The sequence below is a fragment of the Clostridium tunisiense TJ genome, assembly GCF_000300195.1.
Classification (GTDB): Bacteria; Bacillota; Clostridia; order Clostridiales; family Clostridiaceae; genus Clostridium_J; species Clostridium_J tunisiense.
Map to the genome: position 1 here is coordinate 523,698 of NZ_AMQH01000002.1, position 17,776 is coordinate 541,473.

16 protein-coding genes are annotated in these 17,776 nt (G+C 32.7%); 3 read left to right on the forward strand and 13 right to left on the reverse strand.

Going from position 1 to position 17,776, the window contains the following annotated elements:
• The first annotated feature begins 634 nt into the window (after positions 1-634).
• The 3 genes from C661_RS23535 (at position 635) to C661_RS22590 (ending at position 3,434) form a co-directional block, all read left to right on the forward strand.
• The gene (locus C661_RS23535; protein ID WP_017413706.1) at positions 635-802 is read left to right on the forward strand and encodes a hypothetical protein; all 168 of its coding nucleotides are present in this window, start codon (positions 635-637) and stop codon (positions 800-802) included.
• Positions 803-1,149: 347 nt separating this feature from the next.
• Entirely contained in the window at positions 1,150-1,623 is a 474-nt protein-coding gene (ispF, locus tag C661_RS0102430; RefSeq protein WP_017413707.1) for a 2-C-methyl-D-erythritol 2,4-cyclodiphosphate synthase, read from the forward strand.
• Between the two features lie 152 nt (positions 1,624-1,775).
• Positions 1,776-3,434, forward strand: a complete 1,659-nt coding sequence (locus C661_RS22590) for a Na/Pi cotransporter family protein (protein WP_017413708.1) — start codon at positions 1,776-1,778, stop codon at positions 3,432-3,434.
• A gap of 62 nt (positions 3,435-3,496) precedes the next feature.
• On the opposite strand, the gene C661_RS0102440 is transcribed toward C661_RS22590, so the two are convergent.
• From C661_RS0102440 to C661_RS0102500, 13 genes are all read right to left on the reverse strand, one after another.
• A complete protein-coding gene (locus C661_RS0102440) occupies positions 3,497-4,000 on the reverse strand; it encodes a YhcN/YlaJ family sporulation lipoprotein (RefSeq protein ID WP_017413709.1) in 504 nt (167 codons plus the stop codon).
• Between the two features lie 170 nt (positions 4,001-4,170).
• Positions 4,171-4,392, reverse strand: a complete 222-nt coding sequence (locus C661_RS0102445; RefSeq protein WP_017413710.1) for a hypothetical protein — start codon at positions 4,390-4,392, stop codon at positions 4,171-4,173.
• A gap of 119 nt (positions 4,393-4,511) precedes the next feature.
• On the reverse strand, positions 4,512-4,670 hold the full coding sequence (rd, locus tag C661_RS23040) for a rubredoxin (protein WP_017413711.1): 159 nt from the start codon (positions 4,668-4,670) through the stop codon (positions 4,512-4,514).
• A gap of 446 nt (positions 4,671-5,116) precedes the next feature.
• Entirely contained in the window at positions 5,117-6,115 is a 999-nt protein-coding gene (argF, locus tag C661_RS0102455; RefSeq protein ID WP_017413712.1) for an ornithine carbamoyltransferase, read from the reverse strand.
• A 120-nt stretch (positions 6,116-6,235) separates the two neighbouring features.
• On the reverse strand, positions 6,236-7,450 hold the full coding sequence (gene arcA, locus C661_RS0102460; RefSeq protein WP_017413713.1) for an arginine deiminase: 1,215 nt from the start codon (positions 7,448-7,450) through the stop codon (positions 6,236-6,238).
• A gap of 62 nt (positions 7,451-7,512) precedes the next feature.
• Positions 7,513-8,457, reverse strand: coding sequence for a carbamate kinase (gene arcC / locus C661_RS0102465; RefSeq protein ID WP_017413714.1), 945 nt, complete (start codon positions 8,455-8,457; stop codon positions 7,513-7,515).
• Between the two features lie 360 nt (positions 8,458-8,817).
• Entirely contained in the window at positions 8,818-12,024 is a 3,207-nt protein-coding gene (gene carB, locus C661_RS0102470) for a carbamoyl-phosphate synthase large subunit (RefSeq protein WP_017413715.1), read from the reverse strand.
• Between the two features lie 15 nt (positions 12,025-12,039).
• Positions 12,040-13,086: a carbamoyl phosphate synthase small subunit gene (locus tag C661_RS0102475; protein WP_017413716.1), complete on the reverse strand. Its 1,047-nt coding sequence runs from the start codon at positions 13,084-13,086 to the stop codon at positions 12,040-12,042.
• A gap of 192 nt (positions 13,087-13,278) precedes the next feature.
• Positions 13,279-13,848, reverse strand: a complete 570-nt coding sequence (gene pyrE / locus C661_RS0102480) for an orotate phosphoribosyltransferase (RefSeq protein WP_017413717.1) — start codon at positions 13,846-13,848, stop codon at positions 13,279-13,281.
• A gap of 12 nt (positions 13,849-13,860) precedes the next feature.
• Complete coding sequence (locus C661_RS0102485) at positions 13,861-14,757, reverse strand: dihydroorotate dehydrogenase (protein WP_017413718.1); 897 nt, start codon at positions 14,755-14,757, stop codon at positions 13,861-13,863.
• Complete coding sequence (locus C661_RS0102490) at positions 14,751-15,488, reverse strand: dihydroorotate dehydrogenase electron transfer subunit (RefSeq protein WP_026050905.1); 738 nt, start codon at positions 15,486-15,488, stop codon at positions 14,751-14,753. The genes C661_RS0102485 and C661_RS0102490 overlap by 7 nt, the downstream gene beginning before the upstream one ends.
• 174 nt (positions 15,489-15,662) lie before the next feature.
• Positions 15,663-16,535, reverse strand: a complete 873-nt coding sequence (gene pyrF, locus C661_RS0102495; RefSeq protein WP_017413720.1) for an orotidine-5'-phosphate decarboxylase — start codon at positions 16,533-16,535, stop codon at positions 15,663-15,665.
• Positions 16,522-17,736 carry a dihydroorotase gene (locus C661_RS0102500; RefSeq protein ID WP_017413721.1) on the reverse strand — a complete coding sequence of 405 codons (1,215 nt, stop codon included), beginning with the start codon at positions 17,734-17,736 and terminating at the stop codon, positions 16,522-16,524. The genes pyrF and C661_RS0102500 overlap by 14 nt, the downstream gene beginning before the upstream one ends.
• Between the last annotated feature and the right edge of the window lie 40 nt (positions 17,737-17,776).

The following is a 17,776-nucleotide window of genomic DNA, read 5'->3' on the forward strand; positions in this document are numbered from 1 at the left end:
TGCTTTGGTAATTTATTCTTATAAGGTTGTCCAACCCAAATTATTATAACACTTATAAAGAATTATTGAAATATTTTATGTATACAGAATATTAATAATCAATGAAGTTTCTGTAATATTTTATTTATTTACCATAAGTCTTCCTGAAGATAATTATTTATACCATATATTGTAGCTCAAAATAACCAACCTACTACTAATAGTAGGTTAGATTTTTAAAAGTTATCAACATAGTTTGTGGACAATGTTAGGAGTTTTCCTATAAATTTATTACTTTACTTCTTACTCACAGTTAAAACTTGCAACATTATTAACATTATCCACAGATGGCATGTTAATAACTTGTGGAACTCCTGTTAATATATAAGATTTAACATATAACTACATATTATGTTACTAAATAAGAAAATTCGCTCAACAAATTTTTACATTATTATTACAGATTAAATTTATAATTGTCCACATTATCAACAGCAATGTGCATAATTTGTGGACAACTTGCATATAATAATTTTTTTGCTTGTTTTTTATAATATTTATAAGCCAATTATTAGGCTATTGATTTATAATTATTCCAAATTATGGTATAATTATATTTAATAAATCCGTTTTTAATGGGTAGGAGGCGTTAGTTTTGGGGAATAACGTAGTTCATGTTGACTTTACCTCTAAGAGAAATACAAATACCAAGAGGAAGTTAAAAAAACGGGGTAGGATTTCTAGGTTGATAAAGCTCTTAGATATTTGTGATGATGATAAAAGCCTTTTTCTAAGATCCCTAGCCTTTAGATTCTTTATATAGTTAAATTTACTTTGTTATATTTTTATAGTACGCAATCAGCGTACTTTTTTTATTATACAAAGCAATTACATCTTAACTATTCCTATATCCTGACCTAGCTAACCTTTGTTTATCATTTATGGGTTTTGTCAAAGAGCTTACATATTAATCAGTTGTATAAAAAATTTCCTGGTGCTAATATTATAGGTAATAGCTGGCATTCTATAGGACTTTTAAGGTAATCATTTACTTTGTTTGCCTTAAAAGTCCTCTGTGGAATCAAGGCAGAGTTATACATAGGTTAAGTGTTGGCTTTGGTTCCTACAAATTAATACTTACTTATTTTTAATTGAAGAAAGGGTGTTTTTATGCGAATTGGACTTGGTTACGATGTACATAAGCTTGTTGAAAACAGAGATTTAATACTTGGAGGGGTAACCATCCCTTATGAAAAAGGACTCCTTGGTCACTCAGATGCAGATGTTTTAGTTCATGCAATTATGGACAGTCTTCTAGGTGCTGCTGCCTTAGGTGATATAGGAAAGCATTTTCCAGATACAGATGATACTTATAAAGGAATTTCTAGTATAAAACTCCTGGAACATGTAGGTGGCCTTCTTAAGGATAATAATTACAAAATAGGCAATATAGATGCTACAATAATTGCTCAAAAACCTAAAATGCTACCTCATATTCCTAAAATGGTTGAAAATATATCATCAGCCCTTAAAATCGAAAGGAATAGAGTAAATGTTAAAGCTACCACTGAAGAAGGACTAGGTTTTACTGGTAATGGTGAAGGAATATCCTCTCAAAGTATATGCCTTTTAGAAAATTTATAATAGTTTTCCATACTTTCCACCATCTTTGTTAAATCTAAGTATGTTACTGTTAAATCTAAGTTAAATTCACCTCACATAAAGTTTACTATTATATAATAGGAATGTAATTTTATTAACAACCTATTTACATATGTTGTATTGGAGGATTATAGATGAAAGAACTTATTTTTGGTTTAATAGGTGGAACTGCTCTTTTGATGTATGGTGTAGATAAGATGGGTGAAGGTCTTGAAAAGGCTTCTGGGGAAATGATGAAGAAAATCCTATCTGTACTAACCGGAAATGTATTTAGTGCATTACTAGTTGGAACACTTTTAACAGTATTAGTTCAAAGCAGTACTGCAATTACGGTTTTAACAGTTGGATTTGTTAACGCCGGTCTTATGAAGCTTCCACAGGCAATAGGTATTATATATGGTGCAAATATTGGTACAACCATTACTGCTCAACTTATGGCTTTTAGTTTTAAGTTTAAGTTGACAGATATCGCCCTTCCTGTGTTAGGCATTGGTTTTGCTATTAGTTACTTTGCTAAAAACAAAACTCTTAAAAACATTGGTGAAGCCTTAATGGGCTTTGGTATGATGTTCCTTGGATTAAAGATTCTGAATAGCGGAGTTCCTTTCATGAAGGAAAGTGCTGATCTTAGACATTTCTTTGAAATGTATGCTTCTAACCCATTTATAGCAGTATTTCTTGGAGCTGCAGCTACAGCTCTTGTTCACAGCAGTAGTGCTACTGTAGGATTAGTTATGGTTTTAGGTCAAGCTGGTTTAATAAACTTAGAAACTTCTGTTCTTATAATGCTTGGAGATAACATTGGTACTTGTATCACTGCTCAGCTTGCAAGTTTAACAGCTAATCTTCATGCTAGAAGAACAGCTTGGGCGCATACTCTATACAATATCATTGGTGTACTTGTATGCTTAATTTTCTTCCCATGGTTTATTAAAGCTATTATAATGATAACTAACTACCTTCAACCAGGTGTAGCTGGTGATTTGGGTGTTCAAATAGCAAACTCTCACACAATATTTAACGTGCTAAGTGCTGTGTTGTTCCTTCCAATCACTAAGTATTATGTTAAATTCTTAGAAACTGTTATTAGGGGTAAAGATAAAGTTCATCAAGGTGCTATGTATTTAGATAGATTATTACTTAATACTCCAGTGGCTGCCTTTAAAGCTTCTTTATCAGAAATTACTCATGGTTTTGAAATTACAATGGATATGTTAAAGTCAACTATGCTTTCTATCTATAAAAATGATGAAAAACCTCTTGAGGCTGTAAAGAAAAATGAAGAACTTGTCAACGGATTACAAAAGGATGTTACTTTATATATTGTAGATATTTCTAAACAGCCTTTAAATGACTCCGAGTCAATTATGGTTCCTGCTATGATTAGTAGCATTAACAATGTAGAGAGAATCGGAGATCATATAATGGATATTCAACAGTTGATAACTAATTCTATTCACAATAATGTTGAGTTTAGCGATATAGCTGTTAAAGAGTTACAAGAACTAGAGTCTCTTATCGTAAAAATGTTTGATAATACAATGAAGGGATTACAAGTTCTTGATATGAACCTGGCTAAACAAACAGAAGAATTAGAGGATGAAGTTGATACTTTAATTGAACAACTACAAGCTAACCACTTGCAAAGATTAAATCAAGGCAAATGTACTATAGAATCTGGAGTAATCTTCCTTGATATAATAAACCATTTAGAAAGAGTTGCAGATCATATTTATAAAATATCTACATTATCTACCGATGAATTAAAAACTGTTATGGCTACAGTTTCTTAAAATAATTATAACTTTAAAATTAAAGCCCAAATAACTTCTCATAGAGTTATTTGGGCTTCTTCTTAGCTTTTTATTCTTTCCATAATTTCAGTTAGGTCTTTCTTTAGTTCCTCTAGAGTTTTACCATTCATAAAATCATTGGCCATGGCGTCTAATTTTTCAAACATTTCTTTATCTGCAGTAATTGCTACCTTTTTTATTTCTTTTGAAGCTCCCTTTACCTTTTCTTCCACTTGCTTTCTTACTTCACTTGAAACCTCTTGGCTACCGTCTTTTAAAGTTATTCCTACTAGAGCCGTACTCTCTTTTATAAATACAGTGGCTTTTTCTACTCCCTCGATATCCTTAACACTTTGAGAAATCTTCTTTCCTAATAAAACATCATCACTATTAGAATCCCTATTAGAATCATTCTTAGTTGTTGAGCTACTTCCTCCATTTTTACTTTGGTTTTCATTCTTACTTCCACTACCATTGTCATTAGCTTTACTACATCCAAATAAAATCACAATGCTTATAAATAATATTACAACTATGTTTAATACTACGTTATACTTTTTCTCCATAAAAACACCTCTTAAAGTCTGATATAGCTTAGTATTTCCTTCACTAGAAATATTTATTACAATTATCAGCTTACAAAAAGTTTAGGCTATAGCACTAGTTTAACCTAGGGCTATAGCCATATTTTGTATCTTCTTCAGTTGAAATATCAAATTATTATATTACTTAACTGTTAAACTACTGTGGTTTCCATAAATACCTCTCTATTTACATAATACTTTCCATTAGATTCTTTTAATTCAAACTCACTAACAGCAGTTACTCTTTCAGCTTTTTCTATGTGAAGTACATAACCTTCTTCATTTCTATATTTAAAAAATACTTTTGAAAATTTCACTACTCTCATTGGCGAGCCTTCCATATCATAAATAATTCTTGGAATTTCCTTTAGCATAATATCTCTCCTTATCTCCGCATGTTTATAGATGATATATCATATTAAGGAATAGATTTATTTATGATAAGATTTTAAAAAATAAAAGCTGACAGCTTGTGCTGTCAGCTTTTTATTTTTTATTCTTCTTCGAATTGATCCTTACCTACTCCACATAGTGGGCATACCCACTCTTCTGGAACGTTTTCCCAAGATGTTCCTGCATCAACTCCGTTATCTGGATCACCTAATTCTGGATCATAAACATATCCACATACAACGCATACGTATTTTTTCATAAATATCACTCCTACCATAAAAATATGTCACTCTTATTTTACAACTTTTGAGTGAAAAATATACTAATTAATGTTCTTCTTAATATATATTTTACATGATTTACTAATTACTGTCAATGGATAATTATTATTAATTGCTCTAATATATCGACATTTTATTTTTTGAACAAACCTTACATTTTTTAGGTATATATAGACAAACCACTTAAACATTTAATTTATATTTTCTAAGAAGTGGTTTTTCCAAAAGAGATATACAAGCTCAGTTAATGTAATTCTCTAAATTCCTGTTAATATCAAGGAATTATAATATTTAAAGATATATAAAATTTTTGAGCTTGTTTATCTATATATAAAAGGAACCAAAGTAGAACTTACCTTATGGGTAAGCTACCTTGGTCCCTTAGCCTTTAAAATTCAGTGACCTATTTTTTTATAACACTATATTAGCAGCCTAAAGTAGCTACCATTACTGCTTTTATAGTATGCATTCTATTTTCTGCTTCATCGAATACTATTGAAGCTTCACTTTCGAATACATCATTGCTAACTTCCATTCCATCTAGTCCATATTTCTCGAATATTTCTTTACCGATTTTTGTTTTAGTATCATGGAATGCAGGTAAACAGTGCATAAATTTAGTATCTCTTTTACCTGTTAAAGCCATCATCTCTTTGTTAACTTGATATGGTTTTAAAAGTTTAATTCTCTCTACCCAAACTTCATCTGGTTCTCCCATAGATACCCAAACATCTGTGTAGATTACATCTGCATCCTTAACCCCTTCTGCTACATTATCAGTTAATGTAATTTTTGCTCCAGTTTCCTTAGCAATTTCCATGCATTTTGCTACTAATGCTTCTTCTGGGAATAAAGTGTTTGGAGCTACAATTCTAAAGTCCATTCCCATTTTTGCTGCACCAATCATAAGTGCATTTGCCATGTTGTTTCTTCCATCTCCAGTGTATACAAATACAACTTCACTTAAAGGTTTCGCAAAGTGCTCTTTAACTGTTAAGAAGTCTGCTAAAATTTGAGTTGGATGGTCTTCGTTAGTTAATCCATTCCAAACTGGTACTCCTGCATATTTTGCAAGCTCTTCAACTATTTCTTGACCAAAGCCTCTATATTCTATTCCATCATACATTCTTCCAAGAACTCTTGCAGTATCTGCTACTGACTCTTTTTTACCCATTTGGCTACCTGTTGGTCCAAGGTATGTAACATGAGCTCCTTGATCATGTGCAGCTACTTCAAAAGCACATCTTGTTCTTGTAGAATCCTTTTCAAATATTAAAGCTATGTTCTTTCCAACTAATCTTTGTTGCTCTGTTCCAGTATATTTTGCTTTCTTTAAATCTTGAGAAAGCTCTAAAAGGTAGTTTATTTCCTTTGGTGAAAAGTCCATTAATGTTAAAAAGTGTCTGTTTCTTAAATTAAACATATTAATTCCCCCCACATATCTAATTAATTATTATGGCACTAAGTTCTTATAGAATTAATAATGCCATAATATTATTTACTTTTTGTTTGTGTTATGTTTTATTCACTAAAGTTGCAAGTCTTATCTAAAATTAATTTCCTCTCTTACGAAAGGCATTGACATGCAACGTGGGCCACCTCTTCCTCTTGACAGCTCACTAGATGGCATTTGAATAACTTCTATGTTATGCTTATCTAAAATTTCGTTAGTGATGTAGTTTCTTTCATAAGTTACAACTTTTCCTGGAGAAATTGCTAGGGTATTAGAACCATCATTCCATTGTTCTCTTCCTGATATGATTCTATCTCCACCACCACATCTTATTAATGTAGCATGTATTCCTAAATACTTAGACAATACTGCTTCTAGTTCACCCTCTTCTTCAATGGCAATAAGCTCCTTTTTACTTTCATCATAGGTTATTGCTGTAACCTTAAGTGAAGCTTCTATAGCTGGGTGAATGGTAAACTTATCATAGTCAATCATTGTAAATACAGTATCAAGATGCATAAAAGCTCTAGTCTTAGGTATGTCAAAAACCAATACTGTTTTAAAACTTTCATTGTTTTCGAATATGTTTTTTGCAAGAGTGAATATGGATTCCTTATCCGTTCTCTCACTACATCCCACTGCAATTAGATCCTTTGATAAAACTAGTTCATCTCCCCCCTCTATAGTAGTTGGGTGGTATCTGTCATACCAAAGCTTAATACCCGACTCTTTCAGTGCTGGGTGATGATTAAAAATGTACTTTCCAAAAATTGTTTCTCTTCTACGAGTGTTTCTTCTCATAGAGTTAAGAGATACTCCACTACCTATACAAGCAAATGGGTCCCTAGTAAAGTATAGGTTTGGCATAGGATCCAAAATAAATGGATATTCTGTTAAGTCTTCCTTAAGTCCTACATCCTTTTTTCTTACTCCAGCCATTACAGTATCTATAAGTCCTTTTTCTGGCATGGAGGTTAAGTAGCTCTTTGCTTCTCTTTTAGCGATTTCATCTACTATACCACTTTCCTCTATTACCTCATCTAGAAACATCTCTTTTATTTTTTTATCTTTTATAGCCTCTGCTGCTAACTTTTCTAAGTAGAGAACCTCTACCCCTTCTTTTCTAAGTAAGTTTGCAAATATATCATGTTCTTGTCTGGCTACCTTTAGATAAGGTATATCATCAAATAACAATCTTTCCAAATACTCTGGTGTAAGATTTTCAATTTCTTGTCCCGGTCTATGAAGAAGTACTGTTTTCAACTTACCAATTTCAGAGTAAACCTGTATTTTACGCATTTCCATAACTTCACTCCCCTTCCTCATTGTTGACCTATCTACATAAAATAGCCTTAATATTTCTTGTTTTATCCAACTATTTTTGTTCCAGATAGACCTTTTAATGCTTCCTTAGCCTTTGACAGTGAAGCAATCATAGCAATTTTGCTGTTGTCATGCATAACAAATTTCTTGCATGCTTCTACCTTTGGTAACATACTTCCTGGTGCAAATTGACCTTCTTCAATATATCTATTTACTTCTTCAATATTAATTTCAGCTAATTCTTTTTGGTCTGGCTTATTAAAGTTTACACAAACTCTATCTACAGCTGTTAATATTAAAAGACAATCAGCTTCTAGTATTTCTGCAAGCTTTTCTGCTGCAAAGTCTTTGTCGATAACTGCTGCAACTCCTTTTACCATTCCGTCTTCTCTTATTACAGGGATTCCACCACCGCCACAAGAAATTACTACTTTCCCATCTTCAACAAGTTCTTTGATCATATCTTTTTCTATAACATCAACTGGCTTTGGCGATGCAACTACTCTTCTGTATCCTCTTCCTGCATCTTCTTTCATTATAAAGCCCTGTTCTTTTTGTAACTTCTCAGCCATTTCCTTAGAGTAGAAAGATCCTATAGGCTTTGTTGGGTTTTGGAATCCACCATCATTTTTATCCACTACTACTTGTGTTACTATAGTTCCTACTGATTTCTTAATCCCTCTTTTGTTAAGTTCCTCAGCTATAGCATTTTGCAAGTGATAGCCTATATATCCTTGAGAGAAAGACCCACATACATCAAATGGAAACATTATGTTGCTTGGATTTTGTCTTGCCGCATCCTCTACTGTAGCCACAATTTGTCCTACTTGAGGACCATTTCCATGTACTATTGAAACTGTATGTCCATCTTCTATTAAATCTACTATTGAAACTGCTGTTTCCTTGCAGGTTCTTAGTTGTGCTTCTGATGTCTTATCTTTAGGGTCTGCTTGTAATGCATTTCCCCCTAATGCAAGTACTATCTTCATATAAGTTAATCCCCCTCTTAATATCGAAATTATTTAAATATTTCTTCTATTTAATACTATATTCATTTCAAATTACTGTCAATAACCACACTTTTTCCTTTTTATATGAAAAAATGTATATTAATTTATATATTTTTTCATGAAAAGCTATTATCTTGTATTAAAGAGGGATTTTTCTAAAGATTGTGAATAAATATTATTTTTATTTGCATAAAAAATTTTTTATTTTTCATAAATAAATTCCCCCTAATAATAGGCTTATCATGACATTTTCTTATAAAAAAAGAGCTGTAACTATCTAGTAATTTGCTTCTAGATAGTTATAGCTCTTTTTAAACTTATTTTTTACATACTTTATAGTTAATCATAAATTGAATACACACTAACAGCATTATTTTGAAGTTGCCATTTCTTTATGTGAATAATAGCTTTTAAAGTATCTAAGGATGTAATCACTCCAATTCTTCTTTCAACAGCTTCTCTTCTTATGATAAATCCATCTCTGGAAGAAACTTTACCCCTAGTTGGTGTATTTACTACTAAATCGACATTTGCCGATTTTATATGGCTTAGAATGTTTGGTTCCCCTTCATTTATCTTACTAACTTCCGTTACTTCTAAGTTAGAGTTTTTAAGATGCCTAGCTGTTCCGCTTGTACTTATTAGGTTAAATTCAAGGTTTACTAATTCCTTTGCTAAGCTTATGAATTCCTGTTTATCTTGATCATTCACAGTGGCAATTATATTCTTATGTTTGAATTCCAAGTTTATTCCAGAGGCTAGAAAACCCTTATATAATGCTTCTTCTAGTGTAGATCCCACACCTAACACTTCTCCTGTAGATTTCATTTCAGGTCCTAAAGATACTTCAACTTTAGGCAATTTTTCTGTAGAAAATACTGGAACCTTTACAGATATTAAAGATGGTTCCTTATATAAATCAATTCCATATGACATATCCTTTAGATTTTCTCCAAGCATGACTTTCGTTGCTATGTCAACAATTGGTACTCCACTAACTTTACTGATATATGGAACAGTTCTACTAGCACGAGGATTTACTTCTATCACATAAATTTCTCCCTTATGCTCAATAAATTGAATGTTTATCATACCTCTAATACCAATAGCTCTAGCAAGTGCTTTAGTATACTCTACTATTTTATCTTTTGTTTTTCTATTTATGTTGATAGAAGGGTATATGGATATACTATCTCCAGAGTGTACTCCCGCTCTTTCTAAATGTTCCATAATTCCAGGAATTAATATGTCCTCCCCATCACAAATGGCATCCACTTCGATTTCTCTTCCAATTAAGTATTTATCAATTAATACAGGATTTTTATTATCCTTATTAAATGCATTTTTCAGATAGGTAGAAAGCTCCTTAGGACCATAAGTTATTTCCATTCCTTGGCCACCAAGAACATAAGAAGGTCTTACTAAAAGTGGATACCCAAGTAACTCTCCCACCTTTGCTCCTTCTTCTAGGGTGAACACAGCTTTTCCCTTTGGTCTAGTAATGTTTAATTCCTCCAGCAAGCGATCAAACTTCTCTCTATCTTCCGCCAAGTCTATTTGTTCCGCAGTTGTACCTAAAATCTTTATGTTTTTTTCTTTTAGGAAGGAAGCAAGTTTAATTGCTGTTTGCCCTCCAAACTGTAGTATAACCCCATAAGGATTTTCTTTTTCAATGATGTTTAACACGTCTTCTTCTGTTAATGGTTCAAAATAAAGTTTGTCGGACATATCAAAATCTGTACTTACAGTTTCAGGATTATTATTAATAATTATTGTTTCGATCCCTAGAGACTTAAGTGCTAAAACACTTTGAACTGATGCATAATCAAATTCAATACCTTGCCCTATTCTTATAGGCCCAGAACCGATAACAATAACTTTTTTATTGTTACTTACTAAAACCTCATCATATTCATCGTAAGTTGAATAATAGTATGGAGATACGGCATCAAATTCGCCTCCGCATGTATCTACCATTTTATATACTGGTTTAATATTCCATATACTTCTTAGCCTATATATTTCGTTTGGACTTTTATGTAGAAATCTTCCTATAGCCTTATCTGAAAATCCCATTTTCTTTAGACTGTATAACCAGTCTTTTGTAATATCCTCAAATTTGCTAATTTTTAATCTTTCTTCTGCATCTACAATATTTTTAATTTTACTTATAAAGAATGGATCTATGCCTGTTATTTCACTAACCTTATCAACTAAGTAGTTTCTTCTTATTAGTTCTGCTAATACATAAATTCTCTCGTCATCTGCATAAATAACTTTTTCTTTTAATTCATTTAAGGTTAGGCTTTTTAGTTCATCATCTTCTAAGGAATACCTCTTTGTTTCTGTGGAACGAATACCTTTTAAAAGTGCAGCTTCTAATGTGCTTCCGATAGCCATAACTTCTCCAGTAGCCATCATCTTTGTGCCTAGTTCTCTTTTAGCTTCTGCAAATTTATCAAACGGCCATTTTGGTATTTTAACCACCACATAGTCTAAAGATGGTTCAAAGCATGCAAAAGTTTTTTTAGTAACTGCATTTACTATTTCATCTAGTGCATATCCTAAGGCTATCTTAGTTGCAACTTTTGCGATAGGATATCCAGTAGCCTTTGACGCTAGAGCTGAAGATCTACTAACTCTAGGATTTATCTCAATTACTGCATATTCAAAACTATTTGGGTTTAGTGCAAGTTGTACGTTGCAGCCACCTTTTATTCCAATTGCATTGATTATATTTATAGATGCTGATCTTAGTAATTGATATTCTTTGTCACTTAATGTTTGACTCGGTGCTACTACTATACTGTCTCCAGTATGAATGCCCACAGGGTCGATATTTTCCATGTTACATACTGTAATACAATTACCAAAACTATCTCTTATAACTTCATATTCAATTTCTTTCCAACCTTTAACACTCTTTTCTACTAACACCTGCCCTATAGAACTAAGCATTAGTCCCGAAGCTAAGATTTCTTGTAGCTCATCTTCATTATTTGCAATTCCACCACCAGTTCCACCTAGAGTGTATGCAGGTCTAATGATTACTGGATACCCTATTTTGTTCGCAAACTTTTTACCACTTTCCATGTCTGTTATTATTTCGCTCTCAATACAAGGTTCATTAATTTCTTCCATTACTTTTTTAAATAACTCTCTATCTTCACCCATTTTTATAGAATCAATTGTTGTTCCAATAACCTTAACCCCATATTTATCTAATATTCCCTTTTCATATAGGTCTACAGATAGATTGAGAGCTGTTTGCCCTCCCATCCCTGCTATAAGAGAATCTGGTCTCTCTTTTTCAATAACTTTTTCAACAAATTCTATTGTTAAAGGTTCAATATACACTTTATCCGCCATATTTCTATCCGTCATTATAGTTGCAGGATTAGAGTTTATAAGAACTACTTCTATACCCTCTTCTTTTAACGCTTGACAGGCTTGAGTTCCTGAATAATCAAATTCTGCAGCTTGACCAATTATAATTGGGCCAGAGCCGATTACTAGTACTTTCTTTATTTCCTTATTTAATGGCATATTTTTTCCTCCCAACTAATTTACTTCAAGAAATTTATCAAAAATCACTTCTATATCTTTTGGCCCTGGACATGCTTCTGGATGAAATTGAACACTGAAAATTGGTAACTTATTATGTCTCATACCTTCTATAGTTCCATCATTTACACTAAGGTGAGTAACTTTCATTTCCTTTGGAAGCTCACTAACATAATACCCATGATTTTGTGAAGTTATATAAACTTTATTCTCTTCTAAATCTTTTACTGGGTGATTGCATCCTCTGTGCCCAAATTTTAGTTTAGAAGTTTTTCCACCAAGAGCAATTGCTAATAACTGATGACCTAAACATATTCCTGTAATAGGAACTTTTGATACTAATTCCTTCATAACTTCAATGACTTCTACTAAATCTGCTGGATCTCCAGGTCCATTTGAAAGAAAAACTAAATCTGGATTTACAGCTAGTACATCTTTTGCTGATGTGAACCCATTAAACACTGTAATTTTACAACCTCTTGCTTTAAAACAGTTAATAATATTTTGCTTAATTCCAAAATCCAGAATTGCTACATGTTTACCACTACCTTCAATTCCATAACTAATTTTAGTAGATACATTTCTCACCGCATCCACATTAGAGTAACTATCTAGTAGTGATTTTACTTGTTCAATATTGCTATGCTCTAAGGATATAATTCCCTTCATAGTACCGTGGTTTCTGAGAACCTTTGTAAGTGCTCTTGTATCTATTCCTTCTAACCCAAGTACTTTATGTTCCTTTAAATAGTTTTCTAGGGATAACTCACATCTAAAATTACTTGGAATATTTGCTTTTTCTCTTACTATAAGACCTTTCACCTTTGGAGCTCTGGACTCTACATCTTCCAAATTGATGCCATAGTTCCCTATAAGTGGATAAGTCATTGTTACTATTTGTCCATAATATGAAGGATCTGTAAGAATTTCTTGATACCCAGTCATTCCAGTGTTAAATACTACTTCACCTACTGTGCTCTCTAGATAACCAAATGCTTTACCTTCAAAAACCATACCATTTTCAAGAATTAGCTTTGCTTTCATTTATAGTTCCTCCTAAATCGTCTAAATGCAAAATAACATTGATGTAAATCAAGCTAAAATAAAGCATTTTATTTTGGATAAATACACCTATAAATTTATAATAAACTTATAGGCGTATTGTAGTTATTTTATTAAGATAACTATCCCATGAATATAAAGGATATTATTATCTCAAGAGATTTTATTAGCAATCTATATATTTCTGCTTCCTGGTTTTACGTAGGGAACTCCTTCCTTGCATAAAGGACAATTCTCTTTATGGTAAGTTTCAATATCTAGCTTGCAAGCACTATAAACTGGATATTGCAACTTGCAATCCTCACTTCTTCTATCCACTATGCAGCAAACTCCAATTATTTCTGCACCTAGCTCTTCTAACACTTTAATAACTTCTAAAGTAGATTTTCCTGTAGTTACAACATCTTCAGTAATTAAGACCTTTTGTCCTTTTTTTACTTCAAAGCCACGGCTCACAGTCATTTCCCCATCTTTTCTTTCCGTAAAGATTCCTGGTTTGTTAAGTTGTCTTGCAAGTTCATAAGCTACTATAATTCCACCCATTGCAGGTCCTACTAATAAATCTACCTCTAAGTCTTTTACTTTATCCCTTACCACAGCTAAAACTTTTTCTGCTTTATCTGGATATTGTAAAAGTCTTGCACATTGACAATATCTATTACTGTGCATCCCTGAGGATAGTAAAAAGTGCCCTTCTAATAATGCTCCACATTCAATTAAAGTATCTATAACCATTTTTTCCATTTAAAAATCCTCCTAAATAATCCCTCTAATTTCATTAATATCTTTAATATTTTCACTTCTTAGAAAATCTTCCACTCCACTTATTATGTCCTTACAAGCTAATGGATTCATAAAATTCGCTGTTCCAACTTGTACTGCTGTAGCTCCTGCCATAATAAACTCTACTGCATCCTGCCAAGTGGTTATGCCTCCCATTCCTATTACAGGCACTTTGCTAATCTTTGAAACCTCATGAACCATTCTAAGTGCTATTGGTTTTATGGCTGGACCTGAAAGTCCAGCATATACATTTTCAAATATGGGCTTTCTGTTTTTATAATCAATTGCCATGGCTTTAAATGTATTTACTAAGGATAGTGCATCGGCTCCAGCATATATGCACTTTAAGGCCATATCTACTATATCCTCAGCATTTGGTGATAACTTAACAATTAGTGGCTTTTTACAATGGCTCTTCACAGCACTTACTGCTTCATAGGCAACATTTGATTTTATTCCAAGAGCCATACCACCCTGCTTTACATTTGGGCAAGATATATTTAATTCTACAAAATCTATTTCTGTGTCATTAAGAAGCTCAACTGCTTCAACGTATTCCTCTAGAGTGGCTCCACCTAAGTTAGCAATTATATTAGTATCATAACCTTTCATATTAGGGAGCTCACAGTTTATGAAATCATGTACTCCTGGGTTTTGTAGCCCTACACTATTAAGTATTCCACTCTTAGTTTCATAGATTCTAACTCCAAAGTTTCCTTCTCTTTTATTAAGAGTAAGCCCCTTTGTAGCAATTCCACCAAGGCATTCTACATTATAAAATTCATTGTACTCTTCTCCGAAGCCAAAGGTTCCTGAAGCTGCTATTATTGGGTTCTTAAACTCTTTACCACAAATATTAACTTTTAACACTTAACTTCCCCCTTAGCTTCTAGTTCTTCTCCCCTAAATACGGGACCATCTTTACAAGTTTTTTTATTTCCATTTTTAGTTTTACAGGTACATACAAGACAGGCCCCTATTCCACAAGCCATTTTCTTTTCCTCGGAAATAAATATTTTTGTATTAGCTTCTTTGCACATCTTTAGTACCTTATTCATCATTACTTCTGGTCCGCAGCAAAGAACTACATCATACCCTTTTGGGTTAAAAATTTCTGTTACATATCCCTTATGTCCTATTTCACCATATTCTGTAGCAATGTTTATGCTATTAACTAACGGTTTTAATTCCTCTATGCAATATGCATCCTCTCTAAATCCTGAGAATAAATCAATACTACAATTCGTAAGAGATTTTGCCACATAGTGCATAGGCGCAATTCCAATTCCTCCGGTAACTATTGCTACCTTTCCCTTTATTTCTTCTATTGGAAATCCATTACCTAAAGAGCCTATTAATTTAACTTCATCTTTTTCTTTTAACTTACTTAGCAGTTTTGTTCCTTTTCCAACGGCTGCATATATAAACTCTATTTTACTTTCATCTATATTGTGTATACTTATAGGTCTATAGAGTATTGGCTCTTCTTCCCAGCATTTTAACATATAAAACTCACCAGGATTTCCCTTAAAACTTCCCTCTACTATTAATTTATATATTTCTTTAGTCAACATTTTGTTTTCCTTGACTTTACATGACATATAATTATATTTTGAATTCCCCACGGCATACTCCTTATAGTAATTATAAATTTTTACTTATATATAGAACCAAAGTCAATCCTTTAGCTATACATGACCCTACTTTGGTTTCTTTAAAGCCCTTGGTCTTAGTACCACAAGTATTCTCCTTGCAATCCTAAGGATAGTAACTTTTTAACTATATAATTTAACTGCTAAAGCTATTTCTTCCTTCATTCTTATTACTTCTTCTTTAGCATATTTTGCAAAATATTTTTCACCTTGATCCTTGTTTTTATATGCTAAAAGTATTCCTCTTGAAGAGTTAACAACTCCTCCATTTCCATTCTTTAGATATAGAGCTACATCTTCAGCCTTTCCTCCCTGAGCCCCATAGCCTGGGATTAAGAAGAAAGTACTACTTAAAGTTTCCCTAAGTTCTTTTCCTTCATCTACATGGGTACATCCAACTACTGCTCCAATGGAACTATATCCGCACTGACCTATAGCAGTTTCGCCTAATTCCTTTATTTTTTCCCCTACAATATTGTAAATTTTTCTACTTCCTTTACTTTCTATATACTGAATATCCTCAGAACCCTTATTTGAAGTTCTTACTAGAACAAAAACTCCCTTTTCATGATTTTTTATATAGTCTAAGAAGGGCTCTATAGTATCCATTCCCATATATGGGCTTAAGGTTATAAAATCCGCTTCAAATTCTCCCTGAAAGTGTGCCTTTGCATACATTTCAGCAGTTTTTGCGATATCTCCCCTTTTTATATCTCCTATGGTTATACCACCCTTTGACTTTATATACTTTAAGGTTCTGCTGTATGCTTTTAATCCTTCTATTCCAAGGGCTTCATAATATGCTATTTGAGGCTTATAGCAAGCTACATAATCAAAGGTTTCATCTATTATTTCTTTATTAAAGTTAAATACAGCATCCTCTATTGAGCTGAAGCTTTCTAAGAAAGCTTTAGGAATGTAACTTATATCTGTATCTAACCCTACACATACATGGCCCTTTTCTTCTACTGCTTTATATAATTTATCTATAATCATCTAAATCATCCTCTTTCTTCTCATATACAACCTTACCACTTTTAATTGTAGCCCTAACTTCTCCGTACACTTTCATATCATTAAAAGGTGTATTCTTTCCTTTAGATAGAAATTTTTCACTCTCTATCCTGTAGCTCTTTTCTATATCTATAAGCACTAAATCTCCGTCATACCCTATATCTACAGTGCCTTTATTTACTTTTAATATTTCACTTGGCCTTTTACTCATAAGTTCACTAAGCTTACATAAATCTATCCATCCGCCTTTAACAAGCTCTGTATAGCATAGTGAAAAGGCAGTTTCTATTCCTGATATTCCAGGTGCTCCATTTTTCTTATCTTCCTCTGAATGAGGAGCATGATCTGTAGCTATAGCATCCACATAACCCAGCTTTATTGCTTCTCTTAAATAATCTATATCTTCTTCATCCCTAAGGGGTGGATTTACTCTATACTCTTTTTTATCTGTATGAATTAAATGATGTGGGGCTACCTCACAGGTTACTTTATGCCCTTTTCTTTTACTTCTAATTATATATTCCATAGACTCTTTAGTACTTACATGGGCAAAGTGAGCCTTGCAACCACTATATTGAGCTAAGGTTAAATTTCTCCAAGTCATGGTGTTTTCAGCTAGTCGCATATCTATCTTTGATAAATCATGGTTCTCACAGTGACACATTACTGTTATGTCCTTTTCCTTTGCCTTTATCATGGCATTTAACATAACTTCACTGTTCATCACATCTTTTCCGTCTTCGGATAAGATTTTCACTTCTCCCTTATTTATAGGCTCTAAGTGACTTAAATCATCTCCTGTAAAGTCCTTAGTTATTGATAAGACCTGATTTACCTCTACAAGCCCTACTTCCTTAGCCCTCTCACTTACACGATTTGCTATTTCCACAGTGCTGCATACAGGATTGGTATTTGCCATTAAATTTACCATAACATATCCACCTTTTACTGCAGCCTTCGAACCACTTTCCATATCTTCCTTATATGTGTACCCGGGTTCTCTAAAGTGTACATGTAAATCTACAAATCCAGGCATTACTACAAGTCCTTTTGCATCAATAGTGTTACAGTCTTTATTTAAACTTCTGCCTATCTCTGATATAATTCCATCTTTAATGTAAATATCTCCTTTAAAGCTTCCGCTCCAGTCAACTACAGTACCATTCTTTATGCAAAGTTCCATGAAATCTCCCCCTAAAGTTTTATTATCTATAAGGTTTTAA

What these genes read in the sequence shown, in the direction of transcription:
- carB (WP_017413715.1), bottom strand. Translation starts at nt 12,024, where the DNA reads ATGCCATTAAATAAGGAAATAAAGAAAGTACTAGTAATCGGCTCTGGC.
- ispF (WP_017413707.1), top strand. Translation starts at nt 1,150, where the DNA reads ATGCGAATTGGACTTGGTTACGATGTACATAAGCTTGTTGAAAACAGA.
- C661_RS0102490 (WP_026050905.1), bottom strand. Translation starts at nt 15,488, where the DNA reads ATGTCATGTAAAGTCAAGGAAAACAAAATGTTGACTAAAGAAATATAT.
- arcC (WP_017413714.1), bottom strand. Translation starts at nt 8,457, where the DNA reads ATGAAGATAGTACTTGCATTAGGGGGAAATGCATTACAAGCAGACCCT.
- pyrE (WP_017413717.1), bottom strand. Translation starts at nt 13,848, where the DNA reads ATGGAAAAAATGGTTATAGATACTTTAATTGAATGTGGAGCATTATTA.
- C661_RS0102475 (WP_017413716.1), bottom strand. Translation starts at nt 13,086, where the DNA reads ATGAAAGCAAAGCTAATTCTTGAAAATGGTATGGTTTTTGAAGGTAAA.
- arcA (WP_017413713.1), bottom strand. Translation starts at nt 7,450, where the DNA reads ATGGAAATGCGTAAAATACAGGTTTACTCTGAAATTGGTAAGTTGAAA.
- C661_RS0102500 (WP_017413721.1), bottom strand. Translation starts at nt 17,736, where the DNA reads ATGGAACTTTGCATAAAGAATGGTACTGTAGTTGACTGGAGCGGAAGC.
- C661_RS0102440 (WP_017413709.1), bottom strand. Translation starts at nt 4,000, where the DNA reads ATGGAGAAAAAGTATAACGTAGTATTAAACATAGTTGTAATATTATTT.
- argF (WP_017413712.1), bottom strand. Translation starts at nt 6,115, where the DNA reads ATGTTTAATTTAAGAAACAGACACTTTTTAACATTAATGGACTTTTCA.
- C661_RS22590 (WP_017413708.1), top strand. Translation starts at nt 1,776, where the DNA reads ATGAAAGAACTTATTTTTGGTTTAATAGGTGGAACTGCTCTTTTGATG.
- pyrF (WP_017413720.1), bottom strand. Translation starts at nt 16,535, where the DNA reads ATGATTATAGATAAATTATATAAAGCAGTAGAAGAAAAGGGCCATGTA.
- C661_RS0102445 (WP_017413710.1), bottom strand. Translation starts at nt 4,392, where the DNA reads ATGCTAAAGGAAATTCCAAGAATTATTTATGATATGGAAGGCTCGCCA.
- rd (WP_017413711.1), bottom strand. Translation starts at nt 4,670, where the DNA reads ATGAAAAAATACGTATGCGTTGTATGTGGATATGTTTATGATCCAGAA.